This window comes from Paraburkholderia sp. BR10882, from assembly GCF_040948855.1.
In the GTDB taxonomy this organism is placed as follows: Bacteria; Pseudomonadota; Gammaproteobacteria; order Burkholderiales; family Burkholderiaceae; genus Paraburkholderia; species Paraburkholderia nodosa_A.
Map to the genome: position 1 here is coordinate 16,088 of NZ_JBFPKP010000031.1, position 14,612 is coordinate 30,699.

Consider the following 14,612-nt stretch of genomic DNA (forward strand, 5'->3'; position numbering starts at 1 on the left):
GCTTCGTTTGACCTAATGGTGCCGGAGCCGGTGCGCGTCGAACAATTCAGGGAAACCAGTGGAAGGTTTCCTATCGCGTTTGCTGGCGATGATGTCCGATAACGTCGCGCGTAATGGCACATCAACTTGTAATTATTTCCAATAATTCGAATAAAAGAGGTGATTGAACACTTACGCGCGATCAATATTTTGCTTCCCGATTTAATCTAAGATTAATCGAAATTCACATGCGAGTTGTCCTGCACAAATAGATCGAACCGCGAATTTACCCTGCGCCGCGCAATGCCTGTCTGCCGGCAAAGTCCGGCAAACGGCCCCATTCCGTACGCAATTGGCATAAGGCCCGTCATAAAACTGCAATCCACTGACGCCTTTAATTCGCCTAATTCCCGTCGAACCGCCTCTTCCTATCGGACCAAGGTCTTATTGTCATTTTGCGCGCCCCCTATCAGATTGAGCGCGTAGCGGCACGGGTTCCGCTCTCGCGGCATGCGATCCGCGCTGCAGATTCAGGCACCAGCATGTTGATGGGCTCGCGCGCAGCGCGAGATCTGCAACCCAGCCGGCTCGTACAGGAGATCGCGCATGTCCGAATCGACGTCTTCGTCTCACCCCGCGGCCAAGCCCGACAGCGCCGCCACGCCAGCCTCTGCCAACAAGTTGCGCCTTGGCGCGCTCACCGCCCTCGTCGTGGGCTCGATGGTGGGCGGCGGTATCTTTTCCCTGCCGCAAAACATGGCGGCCAGCGCCGACGCCGGCGCGGTGCTGATCGGCTGGGCGATCACCGCGGTCGGCATGCTCATGCTCGCGTTCGTGTTCCAGTCGCTGGCCATCCGCAAACCCGAACTCGACGGCGGGGTCTACGCCTTCGCGAAAGCCGGCTTCGGCGACTACATGGGCTTCGGCTCGGCCTGGGGCTACTGGATCAGCGCGTGGCTCGGCAATGTCGGCTACTTCGTTCTCCTGTTCAGCACGCTCGGCTACTTCTTCCCGGTGTTCGGCGAGGGCAACACGCCGATCTCCATCGTCTGCGCCTCGGTGCTGCTCTGGGCGCTGCACTTTCTCGTGCTGCGGGGCATCAAGGAGGCCGCGATCGTCAACCAGATCACCACGGTCGCGAAGCTGGTGCCGCTGTGCCTCTTCATCATCATCTGCGTGTTTGCGTTCCGCTCCAGCACCTTCACGGCCGACTTCTGGGGACAAATGAATCCCAAGCTCGGCAGCGTGACGAACCAGGTCCGCGGCATGATGCTCGTGACCGTGTGGGTGTTCATCGGCATTGAAGGCGCGAGCATCTTCTCTGCGCGGGCGGAAAAGCGCAGCGATGTCGGCAAGGCCACGGTCATCGGTTTCGTCGGCGTGCTGCTCCTGCTCGTGCTCGTGAACGTGCTGTCGCTCGGCGTACTCACGCAGCCGAAACTCGCGGCACTGCAGAATCCTTCGATGGCCGGCGTGCTCGAAAACGTGGTCGGCCACTGGGGCGCGATTCTGATCAGCGTGGGCCTCGTCGTGTCGCTTGCGGGCGCACTGCTCTCGTGGGTGCTGCTGTGCGCAGAAATCATCTTTTCGGCCGCGCGCGACCACACGATGCCTAACTTCCTGCGCAAGGAAAACGCGAAGCACGTGCCGGCCAACGCGTTGTGGCTCACGAACGGCATGGTGCAGATCTTCCTCGTCATCACGCTGTTTTCGAAGGGCACGTATCTCTCGCTCATCTATCTCGCGACCTCGATGATCCTGCTGCCCTACTTCTGGTCGGCAGCCTACGCATTCCTGCTCGCGATGCGCGGCGAAACGTATGAGGCCGACAGCGGCGAGCGCAACAAGGACCTCGTCATCGCGGGCGTCGCCGTGATCTACGCGGTCTGGCTCATTTACGCCGGCGGCCTCAAATACGTGCTGCTCTCCGCGTTGCTCTACGCGCCGGGCATCGTCCTGTTCGCACGCGCAAAACGCGAGGTCGGCCAGCCCGTATTCACCACCATCGAGAAGTTCGTTTTCGCCGCTGTGCTGATTGGCGCATTGCTGGCGGCTTTCGGCCTGTACAAGGGCTTTCTCACCCTTTGATTCGAGGAGTCTCATGATGAGTACGGACACTGTCGCCTTCGGCGTCAATTCGGAGGCAGGCAAGCTGCGCAAGGTCATGGTGTGCGCGCCGGGTCTCGCGCATCAACGCCTCACCCCCAGCAACTGCGACGAGCTGCTCTACGACGACGTGATCTGGGTCAGCCAGGCGAAGCGCGACCACTTCGACTTCGTCACGAAAATGCGGGAGCGCGGCGTAGACGTCCTCGAAATGCACAATCTGCTCACGGAAACGGTGCAACACCCCGAAGGGCTCAAATACATCCTCGATCGCAAGGTTCGCCCCGAGACCGTGGGCGTGTCGCTCGCCGGCGAGGTGCGCAGCTGGCTCGAAGGGCTCGAGCCGCGCAAGACCGCGGAATTCCTCATCGGCGGCGTGGTCGCCGAAGATATTCCGGATACCGAACAAAGCAAGATCCTCAAGGAATTTCGCCGCTATCTGGGCTATTCGAGCTTCGTGCTCGCGCCGCTGCCCAACAGCACCTTCACGCGCGACACGACCTGCTGGATCTACGGCGGCGTCTCGCTCAACCCGATGTACTGGCCGGCGCGCAGGCAGGAAACGCTGCTCACCACGGCCATCTACCGCTATCACCCCGACTTCGCGGGCAAGGACTTCCAGGTGTGGTACGGCGACCCCGACGAGGACCATGGCGCGGCCACGCTCGAAGGCGGCGACGTGATGCCGATCGGCAATGGCGTCGTGCTGATCGGCATGGGCGAGCGCACGAGCCGCCAGGCGATCGGCCGTCTCGCGCAGAACATCTTCGCCAAGGGCGGCGCCGAGCGCATTGTCGTGGCGGGCCTGCCCAAGTCGCGCGCGGCCATGCACCTCGACACGGTGTTCAGCTTCTGCGACCGCGACCTCGTGACGATCTTCCCGGAGGTGGTCAACGAGATCGTGCCGTTCTCGATTCGCCCCGACGACAAGAGTCCCTCGAAGCTCGACCTGCGCCGCGAGGAGAAGCCCTTCGTGGACGTCGTGGCAGAAGCGCTGGGCTTGAAGAGTCTGCGCATCGTCGAGACCGGCGGCAACGCGTTCGCGGCCGAACGCGAGCAATGGGACGACGGCAACAACGTGGTGTGCGTCGAGCCCGGCGTCGTGATTGGCTACGACCGCAACACCTATACGAATACGCTGCTGCGCAAGGCCGGCGTGGAGGTCATCACGATCACGGCGAGCGAACTGGGCCGCGGGCGCGGCGGCGGCCACTGCATGACTTGCCCGATCGTGCGCGACGCCGTCGATCTCTGAGCGCCGCCCCTATTCGCATTCCCACTGCATTCCCACTGCATTCGCAACGGAGAAACGACATGGCTTTCAACCTGCGCAACCGCAGCCTGCTTAGTCTCATGCACCACAGCACCCGCGAGCTGCGTTATCTGCTCGACCTCTCGCGCGACCTCAAGCGCGCCAAATACACGGGGACCGAGCAGCAGCACCTCAAGGGCGTCAACATTGCGCTGATCTTCGAGAAGACCTCCACACGCACGCGCTGCGCGTTCGAAGTCGCGGCCTACGACCAGGGCGCGAACGTCACCTATATCGATCCGACCTCGTCGCAGATCGGCCACAAGGAAAGCATGAAGGACACGGCGCGCGTGCTGGGCCGCATGTACGATGCGATCGAGTATCGCGGCTTCAAACAGGACATCGTCGAGGAACTCGCGAAGTTCGCCGGCGTGCCGGTATTCAACGGTCTGACCGACGAATACCACCCCACGCAGATGCTCGCCGACGTACTCACCATGCGCGAGCATTCGGACAAGCCGCTCACGCAGATCAGCTACGCGTATCTGGGCGACGCCCGCAACAACATGGGCAACTCGCTGCTGCTGATTGGCGCGAAGCTCGGCATGGACGTGCGCATCGCGGCGCCGAAGTCGCTCTGGCCGCACGACGATCTCGTGGCGGACTGCAAGAAGTTCGCCGAGGAAAGCGGCGCGCGCATGCTGCTCACCGAAGACCCCAAGGAAGCCGTCAAGGGCGTGGATTTCGTGCACACCGACGTGTGGGTCTCGATGGGCGAGCCCATGGAAGCCTGGGGCGAACGTATCAAGGTGCTGCTGCCTTACCAGGTGAACATGGCGCTCATGAAGGCGAGCGGCAGCGCACAAACGCGCTTCATGCATTGCCTGCCGGCCTTCCACAACAGCGAGACCAAGGTCGGCAAGCAGATCGCTGACACGTATCCCGAGTTGAAGAACGGCGTCGAGGTCACTGAGGAAGTATTCGAATCGCCACTGAATCTGGCCTTCGAGCAGGCGGAAAACCGCATGCACACGATCAAGGCGATTCTCGTTTCGACGCTCGCCGACATTTGAGCCGTACCGCTCGACGGCGCGCGTGCGCCGCGCGGCCGGGTTGCAAACCCGGTAACGCGGTGCATGCGCCCCGCTTCACCGACACGCATCACCTTGGGAGTCAGACATGCGAATCGTGATTGCGCTTGGCGGCAACGCGCTGCTGCGTCGCGGCGAGCCGATGACGGCAGAGAACCAGCGCGAGAACGTGCGCCTCGCGGCCACCCAGATCGCGCAGATCGCGCAGGGCAACGAACTGGTGATCGCCCACGGCAACGGGCCGCAGGTCGGCCTGCTCGCGCTGCAGGGCGAGGCCTACAAGGACGTGCCCGGCTACCCGCTCGACGTGCTCGGCGCGCAGACCGAGGGCATGATCGGCTACATGATCGAGCAGGAACTCGGCAATCTCCTGCCGTACGAGGTGCCGTTCGCGACCATCCTCACCCAGGTCGAAGTGGACGCGAACGATCCTGCGTTCCAGCATCCGAGCAAGCCGATCGGCCCGGTCTATACGAAGGAGCAGGCGCAGAAGCTCGCCGCGGAGCGCGGCTGGGCCATCGCCCCGGACGGTGACAAGTTCCGCCGTGTCGTGGCGAGCCCGCGGCCGAAGCACATCTTCGAGATCCGCCCCGTGAAATGGCTGCTGGAGCGCGGCACGATCGTGATTTGCGCGGGCGGCGGCGGCATTCCGACGCTCTACGGCGAAGGCCACAAGCTGGGCGGCGTGGAGGCGGTGATCGACAAGGATCTATGCTCCGCCCTGCTCGCGCAGGAGCTGGAGGCCGATATGCTCATCATCGCGACCGACGTGAACGCCACGTACGTCGACTGGAGCCAGCCGTCACAAAAGGCGATTGCGAGCGCGCATCCCGACGAACTGGAGAAGCTGGGCTTCGCGGCCGGGTCGATGGGTCCGAAGGTCATGGCGGCCGCGGAGTTCGCGCGCAACACCGGCAAGGATGCGGTGATCGGCGCGCTGGCCGATATCGTGGCGATCACCCAGGGCAAGGCGGGTACGCGCGTGAGCACGCAGCGGCCGGGTTTGATCTTCTATTGAGGCTGGCCTTTACGGTTCGCGGGCGGCCGCCTCGAAACGGTGCCTGAAAATGCAGGGCGCGCACCGCAGCTGGCGTAGCCGCGGTGCGCGCCCTGTTGTGTAGTTGCGTGCGCCTATTCCTCGCGTGCGGGCGGCATGACCTGTGCGCTGATGGTGTGCTCGCGCCAGAACAGGTTGTTAATGCGTCCCTGCAAGCGGCGCAACCCCTCCTCGCTCGCGGCGTGGAAGGTGAGCAGCGCGCCGGGACGGCCCGCTCCCTCGATGCGCTGAATCGCGTCGTACGGCGGGAAACCGTAGCGCTCCAGAAACTCGTTGATTTCGGCGTCGGTGACGTGTTCGTCGATATTACCCAACAGCAGCTCGGCCATGGTCTACCCCTCGTGAGCGTTCAATCGTGATGATAGTGTGGTTTTATCCGGCGCGACGACAAGCTGCGCCGGGTCGGACGCGATGCCGCTCAGTACTTCTCCTGCACGTAACGGTAACGATAGTCCGGGTCGCGGTAGCCTTGTGCCTTCTGGCGCTCGGGCAGCGTGACCTTCTCGCGCGGCAGCGCCTTGTACGGAATGGTGTTCAGGATATGGCTGATGACATTCAGACGCGCGCGCTTCTTGTCATCGGATCGGACAACGAACCATGGGGATTCCGGTGTATCCGTCATGTCGAACATTTCGTCGCGCGCGCGTGAATAGTCGTACCAGCGGCTATACGACAGCAGGTCCATGGGCGAAAGCTTCCAGATCTTGCGCGGGTCGTTGATGCGCCCTTCGAGGCGCCGGGTCTGCTCTTGCTGGCTCACTTCGAGCCAGAACTTGATGAGGATTGTGCCCGAGTCGATGATGGCGCGTTCGATGAGCGGCACGCCGCGCAGGAATTCCGTCGCCTGTTCCGGCGTGCAAAAGCCCATCACGCGCTCGACGCCCGCACGGTTGTACCAGCTTCGGTCGAACACCACGATTTCGCCCGCGGCGGGCAGCAGCGGCAGGTAGCGCTGGAAGTACATCTGCGACTTCTCGCGCTCCGTGGGCGCGGGCAGCGCGAATACGCGAAATACGCGCGGGCTGACCCGATCGGTGAGCGCCTTGATCGTGCCGCCCTTGCCTGCGCCGTCGCGGCCTTCGAACAGGATGCATACCCTGAGGCGCTTCTGGACCACCCACTCCTGCAAGCGAACGAGTTCGCCATGCAGGCGCCCGAGTTCCTTTTGATAGGCCTTTTCGCTGAGTTTTTCTGCCGGCGCGGCTGCGCTCGCCGCCTTGACTTCCTCTTTCTTCGCCATTGAATCGCTCCCCGCTTCAGACGCCTCACACGAGGCATCCATCCACTATGGTGGGTGAACGAGGGGCGCGCAATAGGACTTTGGACTCAGGCCCTGGCCGTCTTGACCTCCGGCAATCACGCTCACCTAAGAGCGCGTCATTCGTGCGCGTAGTTGAACTCGGGCATGGCCTTCAGCTGGTCCTTGTCGGCCTGCAGCACGATCTGCTTGCTGTCGATGCGCAGGTCGTTGAACGGCACGGCCACGAGATGCTTGCCCAGACCGAGGAAGCCGCCCACGGAGAGAATCGCGAAGGCACCCTGGTTAGGCGACTCGAGCACGATGTCGTCGATCGCGCCGATCTTGCTGCCGCTATTGTCGTAGACGTCTGAGCCCACGAGCTTCGAGGCGCGAAATCCGGTGCCAGACTGCACCGTCGCCATGCGCTGCACGGCGATCGATTGCGGTGCGCCCTGCGCGAGCGCGGCAGACGGTACGCCCAGCGCACAGCCGAACGTGCACCCGAACGAGACGACGAGCGCACAAGCGCGGCGACAAGCCAGGTCTCGCATATTCAGCGGGCGATTCGATTGTGTCGTCATGGTATCCCCCTATCCCTTGTGCGAATGCACGGCGAATACCGCCTGAAGGCAAGCGCTGTGCCTGGCGCGCTCACGCCTGCGCGAGCCAATGCTCGATCAACGGCCCCCGTTCGCCGTAAATGGGATCGCTTGCGGGATACGGCAGCGCCTGCATGGCGCGCAACTCCGCCGACGTCAGCGCGTCGCGGCGGATGTCCCACTGCTGCCCGCGCGGATAGCCGCCCGCTACGCGAAAGCCGCCGGCGAGCGACAGCAGGCAATGACCGGTGCCGGCCGGCAGCAGCAGCGCGTCGCCGGCATGCACGCGCAGCACGCGCCCGCCCGGGCCGCCGAGAATCAGCTCGGCGGTGCCGGCGAACACGCCCAGCACCTCGTGCGCCGTGGAATGGAAATGGTGATAGTCGAATACGCCGTCGAGCCATTGTACCGGCCAGCCGTTCGCCTCGAAGCGTTCGTTGAATGCCCGTGCAAGGTCATGGGCGCCTGGCGCCAGCGCGCGCCGATAGACGATGACCGGAAGCCGTGCGTTGTTCGGCACCCAGCCGTGCGCGGCGAGGACGAAAGTTTCGACGCCGCTTTCGCGTTGGGCCGGACGGCTTTCGCGCAGTTTGCGCGGAAAATGAAAGGCGCGATCTTCATGCATCGTCTTACTCCCTCGCAACGCTGCCGCCCGCGGCGGCCGACGCGCCCGCCGCGCCGTTTGCCGGCTTTTTCGCGTGATGCGGTTTGTGTTTCGAGGAATGTGTCGTTCGCGTCGCCTGTGCGCCCTTGCTGGCGGGCACGCCCTTCTCGACGCCCTGGGTCGGCGCCGGGTACACGCCGTTGGCCTTCGCCCCGCTCGACTCGGTGGCGGGCGCCGTGGTCGGCCGATCCGCGCCGGTGTTGTCCTGCGCGAGCGCCGCGCCCGCCGCTGCTCCTTCCAGGACGAGTGCCAGCGCGAGCGCGCCGGGCACGAAAACCTTCGTCGGTCGGGTGTGCATGGTGATCGGTCCTCCTTCAGTACGTTGCGAGCCCGGATGCGAGGACCCCGCACAGTCGAAGCGAGCTGACCGCGCCGGTCCCAGCTTGATAAGCAGCAACCCGCGTACCGGCCCCGGCAGGCCCCGGCGACCTGCGGGGCACGGCGTTTGCGCCGAGCCGGGCAAATCGATTCGCGCGAAGGCGAGGCCGAGGGGCTGCGACGCCCCCTCTGGCGCACGCTTCGTGTATCCCGGAGAGGTTTATGCGTTCGAATTTCCTGCCCGCCGCTCGTGTTGGCCGCGGCCCCGAGTCTCATCTGCCGACCGAGGAGCCCGACGATCCGCATCGTCCGCCACCTCCTCCAGTACCGGACAGCGAGCCGCCGCCCGTACCGGAAGGCGATCCTCCGCCTGAAGCGCCACCCGAGCGCCTGCGCTAGCGCGCTTGCGCCGCCATGGCGCGGCAGCGCTCAGCCGGTGGCTCGCAAGCGGCGCGACGGGGCGGCCTTCACCTCGGGCCATTCGTCCATCACGCGGCCGGCCGATGGCGCGCTCATCGCCATGGCGAAATCGGGCTTCGTGTTCTTCGACTACGAAGCGAAAAAGGTCGTGCCGATGCCGCAGGCCTTCCGCGACAAGTTTCCGCAAGTCAATACGCTCGGCTGAGCCTGGATTCGCTCAGCGCGGCTGGAACATGATGAGCGCCATGCCGGCTAGCGTGAAGCCGATGCCGGCCCAGTCCCAGGGGCTCGGCCTGATCGCCTGGACGGCCCAGAGCCAGAGAATCGCCACGCAGACATAGACGCCGCCGTAGGCCGCATAGGTGCGCCCGGCGGCCGTGGGATGGAGCGTGAGCAGCCACGCGAAGAGCGCGAGCGAGGCAGCGGCGGGCACGAGGAGCCACGCACTCGCGCCTTCGCGCAGCCAGCGATAAGGCAGATAGCAGCCGATGATCTCGGCGAGCGCGGTCACGACGAAAAGCGCAAACGTCTTCATGGGCGGCGGCTAGTGGCTGGGGCGCCCATGGTAACGCAGGCGGCGAGGCCGCCTGCGCGTTCTTCGCAACGTACCGCTCTGTTCCCCTCAGTTCCCTTCGGGTCGCCTCAGGGCCGCTCGCCGCGGGCCAGCCGCGCTTCGATCTCGTTCACCACGGGCAGCAGATCGGCGACGCTGTCGATCACGTAGTGCGCGCCCGCCGCACGCAGGCGTTCCGCGGCCGCGGCGCGGCGGCGCGTGAATTCTTCGGGCGCGAGCGCGCGAACTTCTTCCTCGGTCAGGCCGAACGCGTTGCCGCTCACGGCGACACCCACCGCCCACGTCCCGCCGTTGATGCCCTCCTCGATGCCGACTTCGGTGTCGTCCACCTTGATCGCGTCGCGCGCGAGCCACACGCCGAGCTGCGGCAGCGCGCGGTAGATCATGTATGGCGAAGGCCGGCCCTCGGGCGTGTCGCCCGTGCAAACGATGCTGTCCGGATCGAAACCCTGAGCCTTCGCGCCCGGCACGATCTGGTCGATGATTTCGCGCGTGTAGCCCGTGGTCGAGCCGATGCGTACGCCGTCGGCACGCAGCGCGGCGGTCACGGCCGCCACGCCCGGAATCACGTCGCTGTACTGCGCGGCCACGGCGACGTTCTTTGGCACGAAGACGTCGTACACGGCGTCGATATCGGCTTCGCCAGGCGCGTGGCCGTAGTGCGCTTCCCACGCCGCCGCGACGCGCGGCAGCGCCATCAGCGCCGCGATGTGCGGACGCTTGGCCATGCCCATCGGCCCGCGCGCCTCGTCGATCGTGATCGGCACGCCGAACTGCTCGAAGGTCTCGACGAACGCGCCCATCGGCGCGCGCGAACCGTAGTCGACCACGGTGCCCGCCCAGTCGAAAATTACTGCCTTGACGTGTTTCATTTCATGCGTCCTGCTAAGAAATCGATGATGTGGAGTCTTGACGATCTGTGCGTATTACGCGGCGAGCGCTTCGCGTGCGCCGAGGTCGACCGGCGCGGGCGCAGCGCTTGCCACGCCGAGCGTGCGCAGCGCTTCGCCGCACGCGGCCACGACGCGGCGCATGACGGTCTCGTCGAGTGCGCCGATGCAGCCGACGCGAAAGCTCTCCACGCTCGTCAGCTTGCCCGGATAGATGATGAAACCCTGCGCCTTCATCAGTTCGTAGAAGCGCGCGAAGTCGAATGCGGGATCGGCCGGCGAAAAGAACGTGACGATGATGGGCGAGCGCCAGGCTTCGGTCAGCAGCGGCTCGAAACCGAGCCCGCGCATGCCCTCGACGAGTACGTCGCGGTTGCGCGCATAGCGTGCAAGGCGCCCCGGCTGACCACCTTCGAGCGCGTGCAGGCGCAGCGCCTCGATGAACGCGGCCACCGCGTGCGTGGGCGGCGTGAAGCGCCACTGGCCGGTGCGGTTCATGACGTCCCACTGGTCGTAGATATCGAGCGCGAGCGAGTGGCTCACGCCCTTTGCGTTGTTCAGGACTTCCTTCTTTGCGATCACGAAGCCGAAGCCCGGCACGCCCTCGACGCACTTGTTGGCCGAGGAGACGAACGCGTCGCAAGGCAGCGTGCGCACGTCGAGCGGCACCGCGCCGAACGCGCTCATCGAGTCGACCAGGAGGCGCCGCCCCTGGCGGGCCGTCACGGCCGCGATCTCCTCGATCGGGTTCAGAATGCCCGAGCTGGTCTCGCAGTGCACGACGACGACATGCGTGATGTCCGGGTTCGCGATCAGCAGCTGTTCGACGTCTTTGGCGCGCGCCGGCAGGTAGTCGCCGGTGTCGTGCACGGTGTGCTCGCGACCCAGGTAGCGCAGCGTCGTGGCGATGCGCTTGCCATACGCGCCGTTGGCGAGCACGAGCGCGTGGCCATTGCGCGGCACGAAACTGCCGAGCATCGCCTCGACGCAATAGCTGCCGCTGCCCTGCAACGGCACGCAGTCGTATTCACCCTGCTCGTCGCCCGCGATCTGCAGCAGCGCGGCGCGCAATTGCGCGGTCATGGCGCGGAAGTCGGCGTCCCACGAGCCCCAGTCGCGCTGCATCGCGGCCTTGGTCGAGGCTGCGGTCGTAAGCGGTCCGGGGGTCAGGAGATACGGCTCGGCGGGGGTGGTCATGCGGGCTCCAGTGGGCGTCGGGACAGTCGATCCCGACACGTTAGCGCAGCGCCGTCCATCGGTAAAATCGATATAATCGATGTCGATATAAGTTGAACTTATCCCCAGTTTTTCTCCTGTCGCCGGAGTGCTTCGACATGCAATACGCGCAATTGCGGGCTTTTCACGCGGTCGCCGAACACGGTGGGTTCTCACGCGCCGCGCAGGCGCTCTCGCTCACGCAGCCGGCCGTATCGGACCATGTGCGGCGGCTCGAACAAGATTTCGGGGTCAAACTGTTCGAACGCGGCCCTCGCGGTGTGGAACTCACCGAACTCGGGCGACGACTTTTCGCGGTGACGCGTCAGATGGTGGGGTGTGAGCGCGACGCGCGGCGGCTTCTCGAAGCGGCAGGCGCGCTCGAATCGGGCGAACTCGCCCTCGCCGCCGACGCGCCCGACCTCGCCATCAAGCTGATCGGCGCGTTCAGGCGGCGCTATCCGGGGGTGGTGATCAAGCTATCGATCGCGAACGCGACGGAATGCATGCGCCGCGTCCTCGCGAGCGAAGCCGACGCCGCGATCACGGCCGCGCGTCAGGTTCACAGCCGGCTGCAGGCCCGCGTGCTGCGCGAGGAACCGCTGGTCGCGGTCGTGCCCGCCGAAAGCCCCGCCGCGAAAAAGCGCCGCATGACGTACGAGGAACTCGTGCGCGAGCCCATGGTGTTTCGCGAAACGCATTCGGTCACGCAGCAGTTGCTCGAAGCCGAACTCGTGCGCAAAGGACTGCAGGTCCAGCCCGTGCTCTACGTGGATGGCCGCGAGGCCTTGCAAACGGCCATTGCGCAGGGCGTGGGCGTGGGTGTGATCGCGCATGCGGAATTTGGCGAGTCGCGGCGCATTCGCATGCTGCCACTCGTGGACTGCCAGGTGCGCATGGTCGAATCGCTTACGCGCCTCGCCGACACGACCTCGTCGAATCTGCTCGACGCGCTCTTTGCCATTCCGCTCGATTGAGCGGCGGGAGGGCCGTCAGGACACCACGATAGCGGTGCCGACGGCATGGAGCAGATCGCGCAGCGTTTCGGCCTGCTCCATGCGCGCGCCGTGGCGCAGGTGAATCCGCAGCGCCCGGCCCGCGATGCCGTCGACCGGGCGCGCGAGCCACAGCTCGACGGCGAGCCCGAGGCCGTCGGGGGCATCGGGCACGACCGGTTCGACGACGCGCGGCTTGAAGGAGGCGGATTCGGACATGGCGAGACCTCGTCGGTGGCGGGATCGACTTCATCGTAGCGAGGCGATACGCCCGCGCCAAACGAGAAATCCGCGTATGCAAATGAGCGCCGCCCCGCAATGGATCGCGCGGGCAGTGGCATGCACGACCGCTCGCATTGCGCGCCGCATCGTGGAAGCCGGCGAGGTGCCCTTTTTACCAGCAGCGTGTGGCCGCGAGTGGCAAACTGAACGCATCGTTGCGCGGCCCTTGGCCAGTTTGCCTGCAACGAGATGGGAGGACCTCTTCATGGAACGCCCCTTTACCGATCGCCGCGAGGCGGGCCGTTCGCTCGCCGGCCCGCTCTCGGCCTACGCGAGCAGACGCGACGTCATCGTGCTCGCGCTCCCGCGCGGCGGCGTGCCCGTAGCCTATGAAGTCGCGAAGGCGCTGCAGGTGCCGCTCGATGTCTTGCCCGTGTGCAAGCTTGGCCTGCCCTGGCAGCCGGAACTCGCCATGGGCGCGCTGTCGTCGAACGGCGCGCAGTACGTGGACAGTGCGCTCGTACGCAGCGCCGGCGTGAGCGAGGCCCAGTTGCAGAGCGCCATGGCGCTCGCACGCATCGAGCTTGGCCGGCGCGAGGCGCGCTATCGCGGCGAGCGTGCTCCGCTTGCGGTGGCGGGCCGTGTGGCGGTCATCGTCGACGACGGCATGGCCACGGGCGCGTCGCTCAAGGCAGCGGCGCTCGCGCTCGCCACGCTTGGCCCCGCGCGCATCGTCGCAGCGCTGCCGGTCGCGCCCTCGGGCTCGCGGGACCGGCTCGGCAGGACGGTGGACGAATTCGTCTGTGCGCGCACGCCCGAGGCGTTCTACAGCGTCGGCCAGTTCTATCTCGACTTCGATCAGGTCAGCGACGACACCGTGCGCGAGTTGTTGGCTCAAGCTGCGGCGAACGACGCGCGCGGCGACGCGCAGAGCTAAGCCGCGCGGGTTGCGCCGCCGCTGCACTTGCGCCTTATTTCACCGGATTCGACGCCGCTTCGCCCACCACCGTTTGCCAGGGCCGCACGCGCCAATGCTTCACGAGCCCCGAAAGCACGTACGGGTCGGCGCGCGCGAACGCTTCGGCCGCGGCCTGACTGTCACCCTGGAAAAGCAGCAGCGCGTTGTCGACGGGATCGGCAACCGCACCCGCCAGGAGCAACTCGCCGCGTTCGACGGCCGCCCATGCCAGCTTCAGATGCGCACTGCGGTGTTCGGGGCGGCGTTCGAGGTAGTCGTCTGCGAGTTCGTACATCAAGAGGTAATGCATGCGCGTTCTCCGTGTCGTTGCGGCCACGCCGGACTGGGTCGACGGCCGATAGCGAACATTGTGCAGCAGCGCGCGCGTCAACCGAACACATCGCTGCGTCGTTTTAATGGCAGCTTTGCCATAATGGCGGCGCGCGCGAGGCGCACCGGCCTTTACGGCTGGCCGCACGTCAACTGAGAACGTCCAAAGTCAAGGGAGTGAACGATGAAGATGCAATCCGTCATTGCTGCAATCGTGCTGGGCGGCGTGCTGGCCGCGCCGGCGTTCGCACAGACCGCCGCACCCGCTTCCGCGCCGGCGGCGAACAGCCAGCAGAACAAGATGAAGGCATGCAACGCCCAGGCCGGCGACAAGAAAGGCGACGACCGCAAGGCATTCATGAAGCAGTGCCTTTCGACTGCCGGCGCTCCGGCTCCGACGATGACCCAGCAAGAGCGCATGAAGGCGTGCAACGCCCAGGCCGGCGACAAGAAGGGCGACGACCGCAAGGCATTCATGAAGACCTGCCTCTCGACCAAGAGCTGAGCGAAGCGGGTTCGGGAACGCTCCCGCACCCGTTTGCACTCGCAGGATCCGCGCGCCGCAGCCTTTGCTGCGGCGCGTTTTTTTATGCGCTGTTTTTGTGCGTTGCAGCGCCCGTGTCTGCGGTTGTGCGAATCATCGTCGACGGATGCGAAATCGCGCAGGTTTGCGCGGATTTGCGTCATCACCCGCATTCGGAC

Annotated in this window: 17 protein-coding genes and 1 pseudogene; 8 read left to right on the top strand and 10 right to left on the bottom strand. The window is 65.4% G+C overall.

The window, feature by feature from the left end:
• The first annotated feature begins 699 nt into the window (after positions 1-699).
• The 4 genes from arcD to arcC all read left to right on the top strand — a co-directional run bounded on the left by arcD (position 700) and on the right by arcC (position 5,446).
• Positions 700-2,067 carry an arginine-ornithine antiporter gene (gene arcD / locus AB3X99_RS38185; RefSeq protein WP_368661794.1) on the top strand — a complete coding sequence of 456 codons (1,368 nt, stop codon included), beginning with the start codon at positions 700-702 and terminating at the stop codon, positions 2,065-2,067.
• Positions 2,068-2,083: 16 nt separating this feature from the next.
• Positions 2,084-3,340, top strand: a complete 1,257-nt coding sequence (gene arcA, locus AB3X99_RS38190; protein ID WP_368619960.1) for an arginine deiminase — start codon at positions 2,084-2,086, stop codon at positions 3,338-3,340.
• A gap of 59 nt (positions 3,341-3,399) precedes the next feature.
• Positions 3,400-4,410 (top strand): ornithine carbamoyltransferase, encoded by a 1,011-nt coding sequence (locus AB3X99_RS38195; RefSeq protein WP_342945751.1) that lies wholly within the window; start codon positions 3,400-3,402, stop codon positions 4,408-4,410.
• A gap of 106 nt (positions 4,411-4,516) precedes the next feature.
• On the top strand, positions 4,517-5,446 hold the full coding sequence (gene arcC, locus AB3X99_RS38200; protein ID WP_069268050.1) for a carbamate kinase: 930 nt from the start codon (positions 4,517-4,519) through the stop codon (positions 5,444-5,446).
• A gap of 113 nt (positions 5,447-5,559) precedes the next feature.
• On the opposite strand, the gene AB3X99_RS38205 is transcribed toward arcC, so the two are convergent.
• From AB3X99_RS38205 to AB3X99_RS38225, 5 genes are all read right to left on the bottom strand, one after another.
• A complete protein-coding gene (locus AB3X99_RS38205) occupies positions 5,560-5,814 on the bottom strand; it encodes an RNA-binding protein (RefSeq protein ID WP_254313976.1) in 255 nt (84 codons plus the stop codon).
• Between the two features lie 89 nt (positions 5,815-5,903).
• On the bottom strand, positions 5,904-6,725 hold the full coding sequence (gene ppk2, locus AB3X99_RS38210) for a polyphosphate kinase 2 (protein WP_342945749.1): 822 nt from the start codon (positions 6,723-6,725) through the stop codon (positions 5,904-5,906).
• 137 nt (positions 6,726-6,862) lie between these two features.
• On the bottom strand, positions 6,863-7,306 hold the full coding sequence (locus AB3X99_RS38215) for a PRC-barrel domain-containing protein (protein ID WP_256094983.1): 444 nt from the start codon (positions 7,304-7,306) through the stop codon (positions 6,863-6,865).
• Positions 7,307-7,376: 70 nt separating this feature from the next.
• Positions 7,377-7,949: a cupin gene (locus tag AB3X99_RS38220; protein ID WP_069268054.1), complete on the bottom strand. Its 573-nt coding sequence runs from the start codon at positions 7,947-7,949 to the stop codon at positions 7,377-7,379.
• Positions 7,950-7,953: 4 nt separating this feature from the next.
• A complete protein-coding gene (locus AB3X99_RS38225; RefSeq protein WP_069268055.1) occupies positions 7,954-8,286 on the bottom strand; it encodes a hypothetical protein in 333 nt (110 codons plus the stop codon).
• A 507-nt stretch (positions 8,287-8,793) separates the two neighbouring features.
• Between AB3X99_RS38225 and AB3X99_RS38230 the strand changes: the two are divergent.
• Positions 8,794-8,931 (top strand): annotated as a pseudogene (locus tag AB3X99_RS38230) (thioesterase family protein); the annotation flags it as partial.
• 12 nt (positions 8,932-8,943) lie between these two features.
• On the opposite strand, the gene AB3X99_RS38235 reads toward AB3X99_RS38230, so the two are convergent.
• From AB3X99_RS38235 to AB3X99_RS38245, 3 genes are all read right to left on the bottom strand, one after another.
• On the bottom strand, positions 8,944-9,261 hold the full coding sequence (locus tag AB3X99_RS38235) for a YnfA family protein (RefSeq protein WP_069268057.1): 318 nt from the start codon (positions 9,259-9,261) through the stop codon (positions 8,944-8,946).
• Between the two features lie 107 nt (positions 9,262-9,368).
• Positions 9,369-10,172, bottom strand: a complete 804-nt coding sequence (phnX, locus tag AB3X99_RS38240) for a phosphonoacetaldehyde hydrolase (RefSeq protein ID WP_368619961.1) — start codon at positions 10,170-10,172, stop codon at positions 9,369-9,371.
• Positions 10,173-10,226: 54 nt separating this feature from the next.
• Entirely contained in the window at positions 10,227-11,387 is a 1,161-nt protein-coding gene (locus tag AB3X99_RS38245; RefSeq protein WP_368619962.1) for a 2-aminoethylphosphonate--pyruvate transaminase, read from the bottom strand.
• Positions 11,388-11,524: 137 nt separating this feature from the next.
• Here AB3X99_RS38245 and AB3X99_RS38250 point away from each other — a divergent pair, with 137 nt between their 5' ends.
• Positions 11,525-12,382, top strand: a complete 858-nt coding sequence (locus AB3X99_RS38250; protein ID WP_069268060.1) for a LysR substrate-binding domain-containing protein — start codon at positions 11,525-11,527, stop codon at positions 12,380-12,382.
• A gap of 15 nt (positions 12,383-12,397) precedes the next feature.
• Here the strand turns inward: AB3X99_RS38250 and AB3X99_RS38255 are convergent, their stop codons facing one another.
• Positions 12,398-12,619, bottom strand: coding sequence for a hypothetical protein (locus tag AB3X99_RS38255; RefSeq protein WP_069268061.1), 222 nt, complete (start codon positions 12,617-12,619; stop codon positions 12,398-12,400).
• Between the two features lie 268 nt (positions 12,620-12,887).
• Here AB3X99_RS38255 and AB3X99_RS38260 point away from each other — a divergent pair, with 268 nt between their 5' ends.
• A complete protein-coding gene (locus AB3X99_RS38260) occupies positions 12,888-13,559 on the top strand; it encodes a phosphoribosyltransferase (protein WP_368619963.1) in 672 nt (223 codons plus the stop codon).
• 34 nt (positions 13,560-13,593) lie between these two features.
• On the opposite strand, the gene AB3X99_RS38265 is transcribed toward AB3X99_RS38260, so the two are convergent.
• Positions 13,594-13,890, bottom strand: coding sequence for a YciI-like protein (locus AB3X99_RS38265; RefSeq protein ID WP_368606470.1), 297 nt, complete (start codon positions 13,888-13,890; stop codon positions 13,594-13,596).
• Positions 13,891-14,094: 204 nt separating this feature from the next.
• Between AB3X99_RS38265 and AB3X99_RS38270 the strand changes: the two genes are divergently transcribed.
• Complete coding sequence (locus tag AB3X99_RS38270; protein WP_342945740.1) at positions 14,095-14,415, top strand: PsiF family protein; 321 nt, start codon at positions 14,095-14,097, stop codon at positions 14,413-14,415.
• Positions 14,416-14,612 lie beyond the last annotated feature (197 nt).